General features: G+C 69.7%; 12 protein-coding genes. 8 read left to right on the forward strand and 4 right to left on the reverse strand.

Annotated elements, in window-relative coordinates:
• Window positions 1-142: 142 nt before the first annotated feature.
• A complete protein-coding gene (locus OG598_RS04320) occupies window positions 143-1129 on the reverse strand; it encodes a serine hydrolase domain-containing protein (protein WP_328653114.1) in 987 nt (328 codons plus the stop codon).
• An 851-nt stretch (window positions 1130-1980) separates the two neighbouring features.
• On the opposite strand from OG598_RS04320, the gene OG598_RS04325 reads away from it, so the two are divergent.
• On the forward strand, window positions 1981-2868 hold the full coding sequence (locus OG598_RS04325) for a lantibiotic dehydratase (protein WP_328653115.1): 888 nt from the start codon (window positions 1981-1983) through the stop codon (window positions 2866-2868).
• Window positions 2869-2871: 3 nt separating this feature from the next.
• Here the strand turns inward: OG598_RS04325 and OG598_RS04330 are convergent, their stop codons facing one another.
• Genes OG598_RS04330 through OG598_RS04340 form a run of 3 tightly spaced genes read right to left on the reverse strand, consistent with a single transcriptional unit; the run spans window position 2872 to window position 7132 of the window.
• Window positions 2872-3696, reverse strand: a complete 825-nt coding sequence (locus OG598_RS04330; protein WP_328653116.1) for a class I SAM-dependent methyltransferase — start codon at window positions 3694-3696, stop codon at window positions 2872-2874.
• A 14-nt stretch (window positions 3697-3710) separates the two neighbouring features.
• Window positions 3711-5867 (reverse strand): alpha-galactosidase, encoded by a 2157-nt coding sequence (locus OG598_RS04335; protein WP_328653117.1) that lies wholly within the window; start codon window positions 5865-5867, stop codon window positions 3711-3713.
• Between the two features lie 53 nt (window positions 5868-5920).
• Window positions 5921-7132: an ROK family transcriptional regulator gene (locus OG598_RS04340; protein WP_328653118.1), complete on the reverse strand. Its 1212-nt coding sequence runs from the start codon at window positions 7130-7132 to the stop codon at window positions 5921-5923.
• A gap of 453 nt (window positions 7133-7585) precedes the next feature.
• On the opposite strand from OG598_RS04340, the gene OG598_RS04345 reads away from it, so the two are divergent.
• Genes OG598_RS04345 through OG598_RS04375 form a run of 7 tightly spaced genes read left to right on the forward strand, consistent with a single transcriptional unit; the run spans window position 7586 to window position 17133 of the window.
• Window positions 7586-9262, forward strand: a complete 1677-nt coding sequence (locus OG598_RS04345) for an ABC transporter substrate-binding protein (RefSeq protein WP_328653119.1) — start codon at window positions 7586-7588, stop codon at window positions 9260-9262.
• A 37-nt stretch (window positions 9263-9299) separates the two neighbouring features.
• Window positions 9300-10289: an ABC transporter permease gene (locus OG598_RS04350; protein WP_328653120.1), complete on the forward strand. Its 990-nt coding sequence runs from the start codon at window positions 9300-9302 to the stop codon at window positions 10287-10289.
• Window positions 10290-10302: 13 nt separating this feature from the next.
• Window positions 10303-11349: an ABC transporter permease gene (locus tag OG598_RS04355; RefSeq protein ID WP_328653121.1), complete on the forward strand. Its 1047-nt coding sequence runs from the start codon at window positions 10303-10305 to the stop codon at window positions 11347-11349.
• Window positions 11346-12266, forward strand: a complete 921-nt coding sequence (locus tag OG598_RS04360) for an ABC transporter ATP-binding protein (protein WP_328653122.1) — start codon at window positions 11346-11348, stop codon at window positions 12264-12266. Before OG598_RS04355 ends, OG598_RS04360 begins: the two co-directional genes overlap by 4 nt.
• Complete coding sequence (locus OG598_RS04365; RefSeq protein WP_328653123.1) at window positions 12263-13174, forward strand: ABC transporter ATP-binding protein; 912 nt, start codon at window positions 12263-12265, stop codon at window positions 13172-13174. Before OG598_RS04360 ends, OG598_RS04365 begins: the two co-directional genes overlap by 4 nt.
• Window positions 13175-13231: 57 nt before the next feature.
• Window positions 13232-15814, forward strand: coding sequence for a glycoside hydrolase family 2 protein (locus tag OG598_RS04370; RefSeq protein WP_328653124.1), 2583 nt, complete (start codon window positions 13232-13234; stop codon window positions 15812-15814).
• The gene (locus OG598_RS04375; protein ID WP_328653125.1) at window positions 15811-17133 is read left to right on the forward strand and encodes an AGE family epimerase/isomerase; all 1323 of its coding nucleotides are present in this window, start codon (window positions 15811-15813) and stop codon (window positions 17131-17133) included. The genes OG598_RS04370 and OG598_RS04375 overlap by 4 nt, the downstream gene beginning before the upstream one ends.
• Window positions 17134-17148: the final 15 nt, after the last annotated feature.

Consider the following 17148-nt stretch of genomic DNA (forward strand, 5'->3'; position numbering starts at 1 on the left):
CTGCCGATGACCGGATGTCGATCGGGTGCCGTGACGCGGGTGCCTTTCTGGCGAACGCAGAAGCTGTACCAACCGCACGCGTGAGCTGACGTCCGGCCCAGATGTGCGCCCTGCCGATGGGCTGACCGGCGGGCGCGGTGCATCAAGCCATCGCGGGAAGGATGACCCGTTCCAGAACCGTGAGCGGGGTCCGCCACTGGTCGGGGTCGTCGTAGTTGCCGGCGGTGACCGCCACGGTGAGGTCCAGGTCGGGCAGGACGAACAGGCGCTGGCCGCCGTTGCCCATGCCGGCCAGCAGCCGATGGTCCTCGATGGATTCGATGTACCACTGGTAGCCGTACTGCGCGCCCCAGCTGGTCTGCAGGCGTGGCTGGAGCATCGTGCGGATCCAGTCGGCGGGGACGATCCGCTGACCGTCCCAGTCGCCCTCGGCCAGCATCAGCTCACCGATCCTGGCCAGGTCGCGGGGCGCGAGTCGCAGCCCGGACGCGGCGGAGGCCACTCCGTCCGCGCCGGTCATCCACTCGAAGCTGTCGATGCCCAGCGGTGCGAACAGGACGGCCTTCCCGTACTGCGGCAGCGACTGCCCGGTGCCCTCGGCGATCAGGCGGCCGAGCAGAGCCGTGGCCCCGCCGCAGTAGGTCCATCGGGCGCCGGGCGGCTCGAGGATCGGCCGCTCCAGGATGTACCGGTATCGATCCGGCGCCAGCTCCATCGCGATCTCGGCGTTGGCCGGGCTGTTGTACGGGAGATCTTCACGCCATTCCACCCCCAACGACATCGTCAGGGCGTGCTCGACGGTGAGCCGGGCACGGTGGGGGTCGGCCGCCAGGTCGGGGTACTGCGGGAACCGCTGCAGGAGCGGCTCAGCTGGCGGCGGGACCAGCCCTGCGCCGAGCGCGATGCCGTACAACAGGACGGTCACGCTCTTGGTGACGGACCGGATGTCGTGCAGGACCCCGGGCCCGAACTCGACGAGGCCCAGCGAGTCGCCCCAGGCGAAATCTTCGCCGGCCCTGTAGTACTCCAGCACGGTTTGACCACCGCGAACCGCCGCGACGGCGTGCAGACCGCCGACCTGGCCAGCTTGGAGTATTTGGTCGAGACGGTCACGCAACTGCGTCGTCATGGGCACTCCGAGGGGGCGATGTCGGCCAGCGGAACAGCATGCTCGTTATAGCGGAATTTTCGCTTCTGGAGCGACCCGGTTGGGAGGAGGCCCAGCCCGGCCCGCCGCAGCTGCCCGCTGCAGCCATGATTCAGTCGTGAGAGACGGCCACACGCTGGCGCAGAGCCTCGACGTCGACGTCCAGGACGTGCCGGCCCATTTGATGAGATCGCTGTCGACGGTGCGCGGGGTGGTGCCGAGCACGAGCAGCACAACGCGCCACACCCAGCGGGAGCTGTGGCCGCGCATCCGCATCTGCCGCGGAGCGCGCTGCGCGTCGGCGATGCAGCGGTCAGTCAGTCGCGACGGAAACAGCGCGGCGCTACGTCGTATGGCGGTGGCCAGCACGGCCTCGGGGACAAGGTCAAGCCGTCCTGGTGGGGCCAACGCGAGAAGCCAGGGCGATCCGACGGCCTGGACGTCGTAGATCCAACTTTGCGGTGCCTGCGGCTGCGCCCGGCATGCAGGCGAGATCGGCGTCAAACAACCCGCACCGGCACGCTGCACACCAACTGCTCCCGGCGTGTACGCATCTGCTTTCGGCGTGGCACCACGACGATTAGGAAAGCTCTCGCGCCCGACCGGGCGTGCAGCTCAGCGTCAAGTCGGACCGAAGGTCGGCACACAAGGTCGGACCGCAAGTCGGCATTCCCAGCCGCTGCGCGCTCGAGGAGTCTGAGCGCACGGAGTGATGACCTCGGATTCGTGATTCTTCGCAGGTTCTGCGGAGGGCGCCGTCGATGTCACCTCCCGGCCGCGGTCGAGAGCGCGACTGGCTCGAAGTGGTGCCGCGCCGGTTGTTGGTTGCATGCATGAAGCCGCCGCGAGCCGTAGCGGCTCGAATACGGGTCGTCACGAACCCGATCGGGTATCCGCGCGGCGGTACCTGGGTGGTGCCCTGCGGCCACAGCGACGGTGACCGGATCAGCGATGTGGAGATCGACCTCACCGGCCCGATACGACTGGCGTTGCAACTCGCCAACTCACCGATCGCGTTCGCCGACTTGACGGCCCGAGTGGTCGAGCGGACCAACACGAACCTGCCAGACGGCGCCGAGCGGCTCCTTGCCGCACTCGTTGCTGCAGGCGTCCTCGTGTCCGAGATTCGCCCACCAGTAACGGTGACCGACCCAGTCGCCTACCTCAGTCAGCACATCGACCTGCCTGACCCCGGCGAGCGTGTCCAGGTTGACCTACGCGTCGATTGCGCTGTAACGCTGCCACCGGCCGTGGTCCGCGAGGCGTGCGAGGCCGCAGCAGTACTTGTCAGCGTGGCACCGCGCCTGCAGGGCTGGGCTGCCTACCACTCGGCGTTCATCGAACGCTGGGGACCGGGCGCGGCCGTACCGCTGCGCGACGTCCTACGCGTTCTGGGCTTCCCCGCCGGTTACCGCGGCTCGCTGCGCCGCGGCCCGACGGAGCTGACTAGACGCGACGTCCTCCTCGCGGAACTCGCCCAGCGCGCGGCCCTGCAGAACTGCGCCGAGCTCGTGCTTGACGCCGAGCTGATTGATCAATTGCGCGGTGATGACGATCGGCCTCCGGTCCCGCACACCGAACCTCAGTTCACCCTTGCTGCGGTTACGCTACGGGACCTCGACCGTGGCGACTTCACGCTCACGGTCGTCAGCGCGCCCGCCACGCTGGCGCCGCAGCGAGCGGCACTCGGACAGGCCGAGTCGCAGCCCGCCCGGTGGTGAAGCTCAGCGACGAGCGAGGAGGGAGAAGGAGTTCGGCAGTCGGCCATCCCAGGCGGCGGCGGTGACGCCGCCCATACGCCAGAACGGCTCGGCGTACTCACCGACGTGCAGGATCTCCATACCAGCGCTCACTACCGCGGTGATGATCTGACCGAGGTTCCATTGCCACTCGACCGCGCCGTTGCCGGGGAAGGTGTCGTTGACGTGGCTGGTGGCGAAGTAGCTGCGGTCGGTGCGGATTCGGGGGTAGTCCTCGTCCCAGGTCCACAGCGGTACCGCCGGGTGCGCCTCGTAGATGAACAGGTGCCCGGTGGGCCGCAGAAGCCTGACAACTTCGCGAGCCCACGCGTCCAGGTCGGACATCCAGATCAGGGCGCCTTTTCCGGTGTAGACCAGGTCGGCGCTGGAGTCGGGCAGGGGCACCTGCGGCACTGTGGCAACGATGTATCGGCACGCGACGCCGAGTTCGTCGGCCCGCCGCTGCGCGGCATTGACGGCTACCTCGCTGTAGTCGACGCCGACGACAGATATGGCCCCGGCGTTCACGAGTGCGGGATCGTCCAACCCGTTGCCGCTCTGCAGGTGAATCACCTCAGGCGTGCGGGCCAGGACGTCCCGCAGCAGGGCCCGCTCGACTTCGATGAGTGAGTCACCTGTCGCCGCTTGGGCAAACAGGTCGTCGTACTCGCGGACATGCTTCTGGGACGCGGTTTCCCAGGCCACCCTGTTAGCAAGAGTGGTCGATTCGTCCATCATGGCATCCTCCTCGTCAAGAATCTCGGCAAGCGAGGTGAACGGCGATGCGGCAGAGCCCACCACAAGCCGCATCGTCGCCACGGTCGTCACACTGCGGTGAGGTGCAGAATGAGCGCTTGGACCGGCCAGAGGGTGGGCAGTTGCAGGCCGACCTCGGTGAGCACCCGGCCCGGGACGACGACAGGCGTCTTGCCCATCCATGCCGGGGTTGCCCATCCCCACTGCGCCGAGCCGATTTCGTCCCGAAGGTGCACCGAGTATCGGCGCTGCGGGTCCAGACCATCCAGCCGCAGCCGCTCGACCAACGCCTCCTCGAACGAGCTGACCGTGCACACCGTGAACACTGCCTCGCCGCGGTCGGGGGCGACTACGCCGCGCACCCGCAGCGCTGGGTCGAATACGTCCGGGTGCACCACGGTCCCGGTGTGCAACAGCTCCCGGAGCTCCTTGTAGAGATCGCCGAACGCGACGATCGCGTCGACCTCATCTTCGGCGCAGCCCAGGATGTCCCACTCGAACCCTGCCGAGCCCTGCAGGGCGGTGGCCATGCGGTAGGACAGTGTGGTGGCGCGGCCGGACGAGTGCGTGGGCGAGGGGCCCACATGAGCGCCGACAAGCTCCGGCGGCAGCAGGAGTTCCGTCCAGCGTTGGATGTCCTGCCGCTCGACGGGGTCGTTGGAGTCCGACGCCCACACCCGGTCGGTGTACTCGAGGATGCCGAGGTCGGCGCGCGCCCCGCCGGAGGAGCACGACTCGATTTCGAGGCCCTGGTGGTCGGCCTTGAGGCGCTCGATCAGCCGGTACGCGGCGAGCGTCTGCGCGTGCGTGCCGGGCGCCCCGTCGTGCACCGCCTCGACCAGGTCCCGATTGTGGTCCCACTTGATGAAGTCGATGCCGAGCCGGCCGATCAGCGCGGACATGTGCGCCCGCACATGCTCCCAGGCTTCGGGGTGGGCCAGGTCGAGCACGTACTGGGTGCGGAAGGACAGCCCGGTGGGCGACGGCACCGACTCCGGGTTGACGAGCAGCCAGTCCGGGTGGGCGCGGGCCACCTCCGAGTCGAGGTTGACCATCTCGGGTTCGAACCACAGACCGAACTGCATGCCGAGTGAGTGGACGAGGTCCGCCAAGGGGTCGAGGCCCTGCGGCCACACCGTCGGGTCGACCTGCCAGTCACCGAGTCCTGAGGTGTCATCCCGGCGGCCGAGGAACCAGCCGTCGTCGAGCACGAAACGCTCGACGCCCACGTCGGCGGCCCGGCGTGCGAGCCGCTCCAGACGCGCGGGGTCGTGCTGGAAGTAGACCGCCTCCCACGTGTTGAGCACGAGCGGCCGGGGCGTGCGGGGGTGGTGAGGCCGCGAGCGGGCCCAGGTGTGGAAGCGGTCCGCGACACCGTCGAGACCCGCGGCCGACCACGCGAAGTACGCCGTGGGAGTGCGGTACGACTCGCCGGGCGCCAGCCGAACCTCCCCACGGCGCAACAGTTCGCCAGCGCCGAGCAGCGTGACATGTTCCGTGACCCGGTCGGTCCGGTGGCGGACGTCGGCGCTCCACCCGAGGTGGACCGCCCACACCTCACCGCTGCGGTTCCGCGGCGCTCCGATCGACGCGAGTGTCGCCCAGGGGGCGTCGTGCCCGCCCCGGCCGCGGCGCGACTCGCGCGTGGTCGTACCCCGGGGCATGGTCGTGGTGAGCGGTGCCTTCTCCCGGGTCCAACGACCGGAGAAGGCGGTGTGGTGGTCGGCGGTCTTCGGCACCGGGAGCGTCGCCTCCAGCCATTCCACCTCCACATCCCCGACACCATCGTTGATCAGCTCGTGGTGCAGGAGCGCCAGACCGCCGGCACCGAGCTCCACGTGGATTCGAAGGGACAGCCCGGCGTTGGCGTCGGTCGCGGTGACGTGCACGCTCGCGCTGTCCTCGTGCTCGACCTGCGGCGTCCAGCGCGGGTAGAGGGGACGGCCGCCGCGGGTGGCGAGCAGGCCGGGACGGCCGGACCAGCCGTTGGCCTCCTCGGGCACGATCGGTAGGCGCCAGGCGGCGTCCAGCGTGCCGGGTGCGGTCTGACGGCTGGTGGTGCGGTCCAGGGCATCGAGGTCGCCGGCCTCCAGCGGGCCGAGGTCGGCGCCCCAGTGCAGGACGGCGGGCAGGCCGGCGGCGGGGTGGGCGAGGACGATGGCGACGCCGTCGCGGCGCAGGACTGTCCAGGCGGCGTGCGGTACGGGGGTGCGTGAGGACGACATCTCTCTCCTGGTTCTCGTCGTCGAGCGGGACTGGGGCGGGTGGATGGGTCGCGTCAGGCGGGCGTCCTGGCTATGTGCTCCATGGCGACGCTGCGCAGGACGTGCAGGGCGCCACCGATGGCGGCGGCGGTGTCCACGTTGGCGGACAGCAGGACACGAGGCCGGCTGAGCGCCCGGCTGAGCGCGTAGCGGGTCAGCTCCGCCTCGACGAACTGCTGGTAGAGCGGGCCGGCGCTGATGAGGGCGGGTCCGGCCAGCACGACGGTGTCGAGATCGAAGAGATTCACCATGGTCACCGCAGTGCGGCCGATCCACCGGGCGGATTGCTGGAGGATCGTGGTGGCGTCCGGGTTGCCTGCCTGCCACGCGCGCACGACGCGCTCGAAGTCGGCGAGGGTGTCCTCCTCGTGAGCGGTGATGCCGAGGCGCTTGGCGAGGGTGGGATGAGCGAGCACCTGCGCGACGACGGTGCGTGGGCCTGCCTCGGCTTCGGCGCAGCCCCGGTTGCCGCAGACGCAGGGAGCGCTGGCGCCCATGAGCCCCACGTGCCCGATTTCGCCTGCGTTCGAGGCGCGGCCGCGATAGGCGTTGCCGTCCGCCACGATGCCGCCGCCCAGACCGGAACTCACGTAGATGAGACCGAACGTGTCGGTCGGCACCGTGCCGGACCACTGTTCGCCAGTGGCCGCCGCCGTCGCGTCGTTCTCCAGCAGGACGGGCAGGCCGAGCCGGTCCGACAACGTCGATGTCAGGGGGTACTGGAGCCAGTCGGGCGTTGGGTGGGCCATGAGGAGCATCCCGCGCTCGCGGTCCTGGGGTCCGTGGGTGACCAGGCCGACACCGATGACCCGCTCTCGCAGCACGCCGGTGCTGTGCAACAGGTCGTCGATGTGACCGGCCAGTGTGGAGACGGCCGCACCCGGCCCACTGGTCCCGGTGCCGCGGAGGCGGGCGGTCGCTACCCGCCGGCCGGCGAAGTCGATCACGACGATGGTCGTCGTGGTGCGGTCGACCTGGACTCCGACGGCGTACCAGGCATCGGCGTCCAGCTCCAGCAGACGTCGGGGCTGGCCCCGGCCCTGCTGCTCACGGCCCACCTCGTGCACGAGGCCACCGTCGATCAGGCGGCGGACCACGTGCGTGATCCTGGCCTGTGTGAGGCCGGAGAGCTCGGCGAGCTCTACCCGACTGAGCGTGCCGCGCGTGCGCAGGAGATCGAGCATCCGCCCAGCCGTGGTGACGCGCCCATCGTCGTTGCGGAGCATGCCGCGAGCCCTCCTCGACCCGTCCCGGAGCTGGAGCTTCGAATGATCGCCCCGGCTCATATGTTTAGTCAATCAACTAAATCACTGTGGCGGCGGCGGCGACTGCGCCGGCCTCGGCGAAGCCGATGATGGTCAGGTGGTCGGTCTGGACGTCGACGACATCCCAGTAGCCCGCGTCCACAGTAGGCGGACGACAGAGCTGTGCTCGGTATATCGGCTGCTCATGGTCTATTCGACTGACGAAACGACCCTTCGGCGAGGTGGCCGTCCGGCTTCGGGTCGGGGGTGGAGCCGCCCAGCTGGGGGTCCACCATGCGTGTAACAGATCCGAAACTTAGCGAGATCAATTGGCCCCACGCATTGACTGAGTAAATTTAGTCGCTTAAGAATACATGCCGAGCCCTTCCTGGGCCATGGCGGGCGAGCATCGCCCCCGCGCGTGAAAGGACCACGATGTCTCTTCTCACCGGCATACCGCGCCGCGCTGCGGCGCTCGCGGGCGCAGCCGCGCTCGGTCTCGTGTTGAGCAGCTGCTCCGGCGCGACCTCGTCCACCAGCTCGGAGGCCACGCTCGTGGCCTACACGGGGCAGTCGGGCGACTACCAGATCAACTTCAACCCGTTCTCGCCATCGCGGATCGGGGGTCTCGGCGCAACCTACGAGACGCTGTTCTTCGTCAACAAGGCCAAGGTGTCCGACCTCGTGCCGCTGCTCGGCACGCAGCAGTCCTGGAACAAGGACGGGACCGTCCTCTCGGTGACCCTGCGCGACGGGGTGACGTGGAGCGACGGTCAGCCCTTCACCGCGAAGGACGTCGCGTTCACCTTCGGCCTGTTGAAGAACAACGCGGCCATCAACAACATCGGTTTCGACGGCACCGCCACCGCTGTGGACGACACCCACGTCACCTTCACGTTCAAGGCGCCGGCCTTCGTCAAGGGCCCCGACGTGCTGGGTACCGTGCCGATCGTTCCCGAGCACCTGTGGAAGACCATCAGCCCCACCGAGGACGTCGTCGAGAAGCCCATCGGCACCGGCGCCTACCTGATTAGCGAGTTCAAGCCGCAGGCCTTCACCTACGGGGCCAACCCCAAGTACTGGGGCGGCGAACCGAAGGTCAAGAAGATCCGCTTCGTCGCGCTGTCCGGCAACCAGGCCGGCGCCGACGGCATCGCGGCCGGCACTGTCGACTGGTTCACCGGACCGATCCCCGACATCAAGAACACCAAGAAGAACTTCCCGAAGTACGACGCGTACACCCAGTGGCAGAACCAGATGGTGCTCGGCACCTGCTCCAGCGTGCAGATGGGCTGCAAGGGCCCGCAGACCGACCCCGCCGTCCGGCACGCCCTCTACTCCGCCCTCAACCGGACCCAGCTCAACAAACTGGCGTTCCAGGACACCGCCAGCGCGATCTCCCCCGCCTTCACACTCACCCCCAGCCAGGACCAGTTCGCCTCCGCCGCCCTCGCAGAGAAGGTGGCGCCCATGGGCGCCGAACCGCAGAAGACCGCACAGAGCTTGGAGCAAGCCGGCTGGGTCAAGGGGTCCGACGGCATCTACGCCAAGGGCGGCAAGCGGCTGTCTCTGACGGTCGAGGTGGTCACCGGCTGGACGGACTACATCACCGCGATCGACACGATGGCCTCGCAGGCCAAGGCCGCCGGGATCGAGTTGCAAGCCGCCCAGTCCTCCTGGAACGAGTGGACGGAGAAGAAGGGATCCGGCAACTTCCAGCTGGCCATCGACTCGCTCGGGCAGGGCCCCGCGCCAGACCCGTTCTACCTCTACACCTACTTCTTCGACTCCAACACCGGAGCCAAGGTGGGTAAGTCCGCCGGAAACAACTTCTCCCGCTACAACAACCCGGAGATCGACGCGGCACTCGACAAGCTGGCCGCGCTCCCACTCGACGACCAGGCGGCCCGGCAGCCGTACTTCGACACCATCCAGCAGGCGGTCGTGCGGGACATGCCCTACGTCCCGGTCCTGACCGGTGGGACGACCAGCGTGTGGAGCACCGCGAAGTTCAGCGGCTGGCCCTCGGACCAGGACCTGTACGCCTTCCCCGCGGTGTGGTCATCCCTCGACGCCGCGGAGATCTTCAAGCGGCTCAAGCCCCAGAGCTGACCGCCCGAGACGTCGCCCCCGAGGAGAGAGCGCTGCTGTGAGTTACTTCCTTCGCAAGCTGGGTTTCTACGCGGTGGCCCTGTGGGCCGCCCTGACCCTCAACTTCGCCATCCCGCGCCTCCTGCCCGGCAACCCTGTCGACATCCTGCTGGCCAAGCTCCAGCAGCGGGGCGGCTCGGTCAGCCCGGAGACGCGCAAGGCGTACACGCTCCTCCTCGGGGGCGACGACACGGGTTCCCTGTGGAGCCAATACGTCAACTACCTCAAGAACCTCGCAAACGGCGACCTCGGGGTGTCGGTGAGCTACTACCCGGCCAAGGTCTCCGATGTGATCCTGACGTCGCTGCCCTGGACCGTGGTGCTCGTCGGGGTCGCCACCGTCCTCGCCGCGCTGTTCGGGGTGCTGCTCGGCGCGATCGTGGGGTGGCGTCCCGGTACGTGGCTCGACTCGTTGATCCCGGCCACGACGCTGCTGGCCGCCATCCCGTACTTCTGGCTCGCCCTGATCCTCACCTACCTGCTGGCCCGGGTGCTCGGCTGGTTGCCGTTGCAGGGCGGCTACGACGTCGCGCTCACACCCGGCTGGAACGGGCCGTTCATCCTCTCGGCGGTGCAGTACGCGATCCTGCCCGCCCTGACCATCGTGCTGGCGTCGATCGGCGGGTGGCTGCTCGGCATGCGGAACATGATGGTCTCCACCCTCTCGGAGGACTACGTCCTGACCGCGGAGGCGAAGGGCCTGTCGCCGAGAAAGATCCGTCGCTCCTACGCGGCGCGCAACGCCGTCCTCCCCTCCGTGGCCGGGTTCGCCATCTCCCTCGGGTTCGTGGTCTCCGGCTCGGTCATCACGGAGCAGGTCTTCTCCTATCCCGGGATCGGCGGGCGTCTGCTCGGCGCCGTGACGAACAACGACTACGCGCTCATGCAGGGGGTCTTCCTCTTCATCACGCTCGCCGTGCTCGGCGCCAACCTGATCGTCGACCTGCTCTACGGCCTGATCGACCCGCGCACCCGCGCCCGGCACTGACGGGGACACCACGATGACGAATCTCAGCCCCGCCAGCGCGCCGACGGTGGCGGACGCCGCCGACACGCTCAGCCAGACGACCGGCCCGACGGGCCGCCCCGCCCGAGCGGGCTGGCGCATGCTCCTGCCCTCGATGACGCCCTGGCTGGCGATCGGACTCGCCCTGGTCGTCGGCATCACGCTCTTCGGAATTCTCGCGGTCTATGTCGTGGGCGACCCCAAGCAGATCCGGGACCAAGGGCTCACGCCGCCGTCGGCGCAGTTCCTGCTCGGCACCACCCAGACCGGACAGGACGTCCTCGCGCAACTCGCCTACGCCACCCGGGGCTCGCTACAGATCGGCGTGCTCGTCGGCATCCTCGCCACCGTCCTGTCGGCGTTCTTCGGCATCTACGGCGCCTACCGCGGCGGCATCGTCGACGAGGCGTTCTCCCTGCTGTCGAACGTCTTCCTCGTGATCCCCGGCCTGCCCCTGGTCATCGTGATCTCCGGCTTCGTGCCGCGCGAGAGCCGTGGGGTGTGGACCATCGTCGTGGTGCTCGCCCTGACGAGTTGGGCCGCGTCGGCGCGGGTGCTGCGCGCCCAGACGCTCTCGGTGCGAAACCGCGACTACGTCGCCGCGTCGAGGGTCGCCGGCGAGAAACCCTGGCGGGTCATCGCCGTGGAGATCCTGCCGAACCTCCTGCCCGTCCTCGCGTCCCAGTTCGTGTTCGCGATCATCGCCGCGGTCCTCGGCGAGGCCGGTCTGGCCTTCATCGGCCTCGGCGCGTCGAACTCCGCAACGCTCGGCACGATGCTCTTCTACGCGCAGAACGGGTACGCGCTGTCGCTCGGCGCCTGGTGGTGGTTCGTGCCGCCGGGCCTGATCATCGCGCTCTTCGGCATGGGCCTGTCCCTGGTGAACTTCTCGATCGACGAGACCATCAACCCCAAGCTCAAAAACCTCCGCCTGTACCGCAGGCGCGCGCGGCGGGCCGCGCGTATGGAGCGGCAACTGGCCCGACGCGGCCCGGCCACCCCGACCGCCCGCTCGACCGTCTCGGAGGTGCCCCCGCGATGAACACGACGCTGCTGAACGACAACACCCCCGCTACCGGCGGACCGAGGGCCGACGCCGTCCTGACGGTCGAGAACCTCACCGTCGTGTACGAGGCGGACGCGCCGGTCACGGCCGTGCGGGACGCGAGCCTGACTCTGCACCGGGGGGAGGTCCTCGGCCTGGCCGGCGAGTCCGGCTGCGGCAAGACCACCCTGGCGTACGCGATCAACCGCCTGCACCGCCCGCCGGCCAGGATCGCGTCCGGCCGGGTGACGTTCCACGACGGCGGCGACGACGACGTCGACGTACTCGCGCTGACCGACACCGAGCTGCGCGCGTTCCGCTGGGAGAAACTCTCCATGGTGTTCCAGGGGGCGATGAACGCCCTCAACCCCGTCACCACAGTGCGGGCGCAGCTGCGCGACACCCTGTTGGCCCACCGACCCGGCCTGTCCCGGGCGCAGGTGCGCGAGCGATCCGAAGAGGTGCTGCGACGCGTCGGCGTCGACCCCCGGCGACTGGGCTCCTACCCGCACGAGCTGTCGGGGGGCATGCGCCAACGAGTCATGATCGCCATGGCGATGCTGCTCCAGCCACAGGTCATGATCATGGATGAGCCCACCACGGCTCTGGACGTCGTCGTCCAACGCGAGATCCTGAGCGAGATCATGCGGCTGCGCGACGAGCTGAACTTCGCCGTCATCTTCATCACGCACGACCTGCCGCTGCTGCTGGAGATCAGCGACCGCATCGCCGTCATGCTGGCCGGCGAGATCGTCGAGCTTGGTGCGGCAGACCTGCTGTACCGCCACGCGCAGCATCCGTACACCCGCAAGCTCCTCGGCTCGTTCCCGAGCCTGTCCGGAGCGCGCGGCGCGTTCATCAGGTCCGGGGTCGACGAGACCGCGGCCGACGGCACCATCGAGGAGCGAGCATGACCCTCGTCCACGTGACCGACCTCGTCAAGGACTACCGGATCCGCACGGGCCTGCGCCGCACCCGGCTGCGCGCCGTCGACCACGTCAGCTTCGACCTGATCCCCGGGCGCACCGTCGCCCTGGTGGGAGAGTCGGGGTCGGGGAAGTCAACCATCGCCAAGATCCTCACGCGCATGGAGAAGCCCACGTCCGGCAGAGTCGACGTGCGTCTCGACGACGGCACCCCGGTGCACGGGTCGCTGTACCGGCGGCAGGTGCAGATGGTCTTCCAGGACCCTTTCGCCTCCCTCAACCCCTTCCATTCGATCGAGCACCACATCGCCCGACCGCTGCGCATCCACCAGCGCACCCGTACCGCCGCCGAGACACACGAGCGCGTGCTGGAGATGCTCGAACGGGTCAACCTCACACCTGCCGACACCATCGCGCCGCGCCGGCCGCACGAGCTCTCCGGCGGCCAGCGGCAACGCGTCGCGATCGCGCGGGCGTTGGCGCCGGGGGCGCAGGTGCTCATCGCAGACGAGCCGGTGTCGATGCTGGACGTCTCGATTCGCCTCGGGGTGCTCAACCTGCTGGGCCGCCTACAGCGGGAAGACCGGCTCGCCGTCCTGTACATCACCCACGACCTGGCCACCGCGCGGCACTTCTCCGACGAGATCCTCGTGCTCTACCGCGGGCGCATCGTGGAGCGCGGGCCGTCCGACGCGGTGATCCTCGACCCGCACCACGACTACACCAAGCTGTTGGCGAGCTCGGCACCGGATCCCGAGCGCCTCGAACGGGTCACGGCCGCGGTGACGGTGGACCGCGACGCCATCGACAACAGCGTCTGCTACGACCACCGCACCAGTCGGTGGGAGCAGGCCGGGGTGCCGTCGGCCACGGCGCCTGACCTGCCCGTGGGCTGATCTGGCAGGCCCCGCTGCCGCATTTCCCGTATTCGTTTTCGAACCTGAGGACCCCGCATGGCTCACCTCCCCTCCACCTTCCGCGCCCTGCACCACGGTTGGACCCTCACCGCCCCCGTGCTCCCCGACGACGTCCCCGCGACCGTCGCCGCGGCTCTCGCCGACGGCGTACCCGCCATCGTGCCCGGCGAGGCGCACTTGGACCTGCGGTGCGCCGGCCTGATCGACGACCCGTTCGACGGTGCCAACGAGGCCGCCCAGCAGTGGATCGGCGACACGACGTGGCGCTTCTCGACGACGTTCACGTGGTCCGACGACGCCTCGACACGCCACGACCTCGTGGCTCACGGGCTGGACACCGTGGCCACCGTGGAGCTCAACGGCGACGTGATCGGGCGGACACAGAACATGCACCGTTCCTACCGCTGGAACGTGCGGGGGTCACTGCGCCCGGGGGAGAACACCCTCACGGTGACGTTCGCCGGCCCGGTGCCCGAGGCGGCGGCGCGGGCCCAGCGTGACGGCGCCCTGCCGCACGTCAACCACCACGAGTACAACCAGCTGCGCAAGATGGCGTGCTCGTTCGGCTGGGACTGGGGCATCGACGTCGCCGGCGCCGGCATCTGGAAGCCGATCGGGCTCGACTCGTGGTCCGGGGTCCGCATCGCCTCGGTACGACCGCTGGTGGACGTGGTGCCGAGCACAGGGAGCGACGGTGCCGATGACGGCCTGCTGAGGGTGCACGTGGAGGTGGAGCGCGACGGCGTCCGCTCCGATGAGGACGTCCCGCTCGTCGTCACCGTCACCGACCCCGACGGTGCGACGCTGACCGCCAGCGGCACAGTGTCCGCTGGCGAGACGTCCACCGTCGTCCTGGTCACGGTGCCCGAGGTGCGGCGTTGGTGGCCCGTCGGATACGGCGACCAGCCGCTGTACGACGTGCAGGTCGAGGCACAGGCCGCCAGCGACGCCGCGTTCTGGCGCGGGCGCGTCGGCTTCCGCACCGTCGAGCTCGACACCACGCCCGACGAGGCCGGGGCGCCGTTCCTGCTCCGGGTCAACGGCGAGCGGGTGCTCGTGCGGGGCGCCAACTGGATCCCGGATCACGCGTTCCTCACCGTGATCGACCGCGATCGGTACGCCCGACGCGTGGCCGACGCGCTGGAGGCCAACATCAACCTGCTGCGCGTCTGGGGCGGCGGCATCTACGAGTCCGACGACCTGTACGACCTCGCCGACGAGCACGGCCTGCTGATGTGGCAGGACTTCCCCTTCGCCTGCGCCGCGTACAGCGAGGACGCACCGATGCGGACGGAGATCGACGCCGAGGCCCGCGAGAACGTGACACGGCTCAGCCCACACCCGTCCCTCGTCCTGTGGAACGGCAACAACGAGAACACCTGGGGCTCGGTGGACTGGGGGTGGCCCGGCCGTCTGAACGGCCGAGGCTGGGGCGACCTCTACTACAACGACCTGCTGCCGCGCGTGCTCGCCGAACTCGACCCCACCCGCCCGTACTCGCCGGCGAGCCCGTACTCGTTCGGCGACTACCGGCACCCGAACGACGAGCGCTACGGCAGCATGCACATTTGGGACGTGTGGAACCGGGCGGACTACACCGTCTATGCCCGGTACAAGCCCCGCTTCGTCGCCGAGTTCGGCTTCCAGGCACCGCCCGCCTGGTCCAGCCTCACCGCGGTGGTGCACGACGAGCCACTCAACCCGTTCGGCCCGCAGATGCTGGTGCACCAGAAGGCCAACCTCGGCAACGCGAAGCTGGAGCGCGGGTGGAAGGGCCACCTGCCCGACCCTGCCACCATCGAAGGCTGGCACTGGACCACCCAACTCAACCAGGCGCACGCCATCCGGTTCGGCGTCGAACACTTCCGCTCCCTGACGCCCCACAACACCGGGACGATCCTGTGGCAGCTCAACGACAACTGGCCGGTGGTGTCCTGGGCCGCTGTCGACTTCGCCGAGCACCGCAAGCCCCTCTGGTACGCCCTGCGGGCCGCGTACGCCCCACGCCTGGCCACACTGCAGCCGCGCGCGTCCGACGAGGCGTGCGCTGCCGCGTGGGAAGGACTCGATCCGAACCCGGACACCCTCGCGCTCGTGCTCGTCAACGACAGCGCCCAGGCGTTCCGCGGCACCTTCACTGTGACGCGGGAGACGTTCGACGGCACGCTACTGGCAAAGGCCACGCTCGAGGCATCGGTGCCCGCGCGCGGCGCGGTGACCGTCACGGTTCCGGACGAGGTCGCCGCGTTCGGGGACCCCACCACCGAGGTCATCGTGGCCGAGCCCGACGATGGGACGACCGGGTTCACGTCAGCGTTCTGGCACGGCGCCGAGGTGCTCGACCAGCGCCTCGACCCCCAGCCGCTGCAGGTCGAGGCCGTTCACACGGATGACGGTTGCCTGCTGCGCGTAAGCGCCACCTCCTACGCCCGCGACGTGTTCTGCCCCGCCGACGTGGTCGACCCCGCCGCCAGCGTGAACGACGGCATGGTGAACCTTCGGGCCGGCCGGTCGGTCACCTTCCGCGTGACGTCGCCGTCCGGCGACCCGCAGGCCTTCGCCGCCGCCGTCCGCTGCGCCAACACCCTCCTGGACGCGTCGGAGAGGACCCTCCCGTGACCGCCACCCCGGCCGTCCCCGTGAACCTGCTCGCCCGGCCCGCCCACCAGGCGTGGCTGGATACCGAGTGCCGCCGGCTACTCGCCTTCGGCGCGCGGTCCGCGCTACCCGACGGCGGCGCCGCCTACCTGGACACCAGTGGCGAGCCGGATCCCACGCAGGGCGTGCTCACCTGGATCACCGCCCGCACCACGCACGCGTACTCGCTCGGCGTGCTGCTCGGCGTGCCCGGCAGCGCCGCCGTCGCCGACGCCGCGCTGGCAGCCCTGACCGGCCGACTACGCGACGCTGAGCACGGTGGGTGGTTCCACGCGCTCGGACCGGACGGCGCCCCCGACCTCGCCGCCGGCAAGTCCTGCTACAACCATGCCTTCGTGCTGCTCGCCGCGTCGTCAGCGGCGCTCGCCCGCCGGCCCGGCGGCACCACGCTGCTCGCCGACGCCGCCGACGTCTACCTCACGCGGTTCTGGGACGACGACGCCGGCCGGCCGCTGGACACCTGGGACGCCGACTTCACGCGGACCGACGACTACCGCGGCCTCAACGCCACGATGCACTCCGTCGAGGCGATGCTCGCCGTGGCCGACGCCGTCGAGGTGCTCGAGGACCCGGACGGGCCCGCCGTCGGCGGGGGAGCGGCCGCCTGGCGGGACCGGGCCGTGCGGGCGGCACGATTCGTCGTCGAGCTTGCTGTCGCCCACGACGGGCGCCTGCCGGAACATTTCGGGCCGGACTGGGCCCCCGATCTCGGCTTCAACCGCAGCCAACCGGAAGACCCCTTCAAGCCGTACGGCGCCACACCCGGACATGGCCTGGAGTGGTCACGGCTGCTGTTGAACGTCGAGGCCGCGGTCGGCGCCGACGACGCCCTCGCCGCAGCGGCGGTGCGGCTGTTCGACCGGGCCGTCGACGACGGCTGGGACGCCGACGGCGCGCAGGGCTTCGTCTACACCACCGACTGGGACGGCACACCGGTGGTGCGCCAGCGGATGCACTGGGTGGTGGCCGAGGCGATCGCCGCCGCCGCGGCGCTGCACCGGCGCACCGGCGAGCGGCGGTACGCCGACAGCTACGCCGCCTGGTGGGACTACGCCGAGCGTCATCTGCTCGACCGCACGGGCGGCTCGTGGTGGCACGAGCTCGACCCGCACAACATGCCCGCCACGACCGTGTGGCCCGGCAAACCCGACATCTACCACGCGCTGCAGGCCACGCTGCTGCCGCGCCTGCCACTCGCGCCCACGCTCGCCCGGGCGCTGCGGTCGAGGCTGCTCGTCCCGTGGCCGGAGGACGCCGACGGTGGACGGCGGACGGCATGAGCGAGCGCGTGGCAC

The sequence above is a fragment of the Micromonospora sp. NBC_00330 genome (genome assembly GCF_036136635.1).
GTDB classification, from domain to species: domain Bacteria; phylum Actinomycetota; class Actinomycetes; order Mycobacteriales; family Micromonosporaceae; genus Micromonospora; species Micromonospora salmantinae.

Coding starts and splice junctions, on each gene's coding strand:
- OG598_RS04320 (WP_328653114.1), bottom strand. CDS start 1,129: ATGACGACGCAGTTGCGTGACCGTCTCGACCAAATACTCCAAGCTGGC.
- OG598_RS04365 (WP_328653123.1), top strand. CDS start 12,263: ATGACCCTCGTCCACGTGACCGACCTCGTCAAGGACTACCGGATCCGC.
- OG598_RS04340 (WP_328653118.1), bottom strand. CDS start 7,132: ATGCTCCGCAACGACGATGGGCGCGTCACCACGGCTGGGCGGATGCTC.
- OG598_RS04330 (WP_328653116.1), bottom strand. CDS start 3,696: ATGCGGCTTGTGGTGGGCTCTGCCGCATCGCCGTTCACCTCGCTTGCC.
- OG598_RS04355 (WP_328653121.1), top strand. CDS start 10,303: ATGACGAATCTCAGCCCCGCCAGCGCGCCGACGGTGGCGGACGCCGCC.
- OG598_RS04335 (WP_328653117.1), bottom strand. CDS start 5,867: ATGTCGTCCTCACGCACCCCCGTACCGCACGCCGCCTGGACAGTCCTG.
- OG598_RS04325 (WP_328653115.1), top strand. CDS start 1,981: ATGAAGCCGCCGCGAGCCGTAGCGGCTCGAATACGGGTCGTCACGAAC.
- OG598_RS04360 (WP_328653122.1), top strand. CDS start 11,346: ATGAACACGACGCTGCTGAACGACAACACCCCCGCTACCGGCGGACCG.
- OG598_RS04370 (WP_328653124.1), top strand. CDS start 13,232: ATGGCTCACCTCCCCTCCACCTTCCGCGCCCTGCACCACGGTTGGACC.
- OG598_RS04345 (WP_328653119.1), top strand. CDS start 7,586: ATGTCTCTTCTCACCGGCATACCGCGCCGCGCTGCGGCGCTCGCGGGC.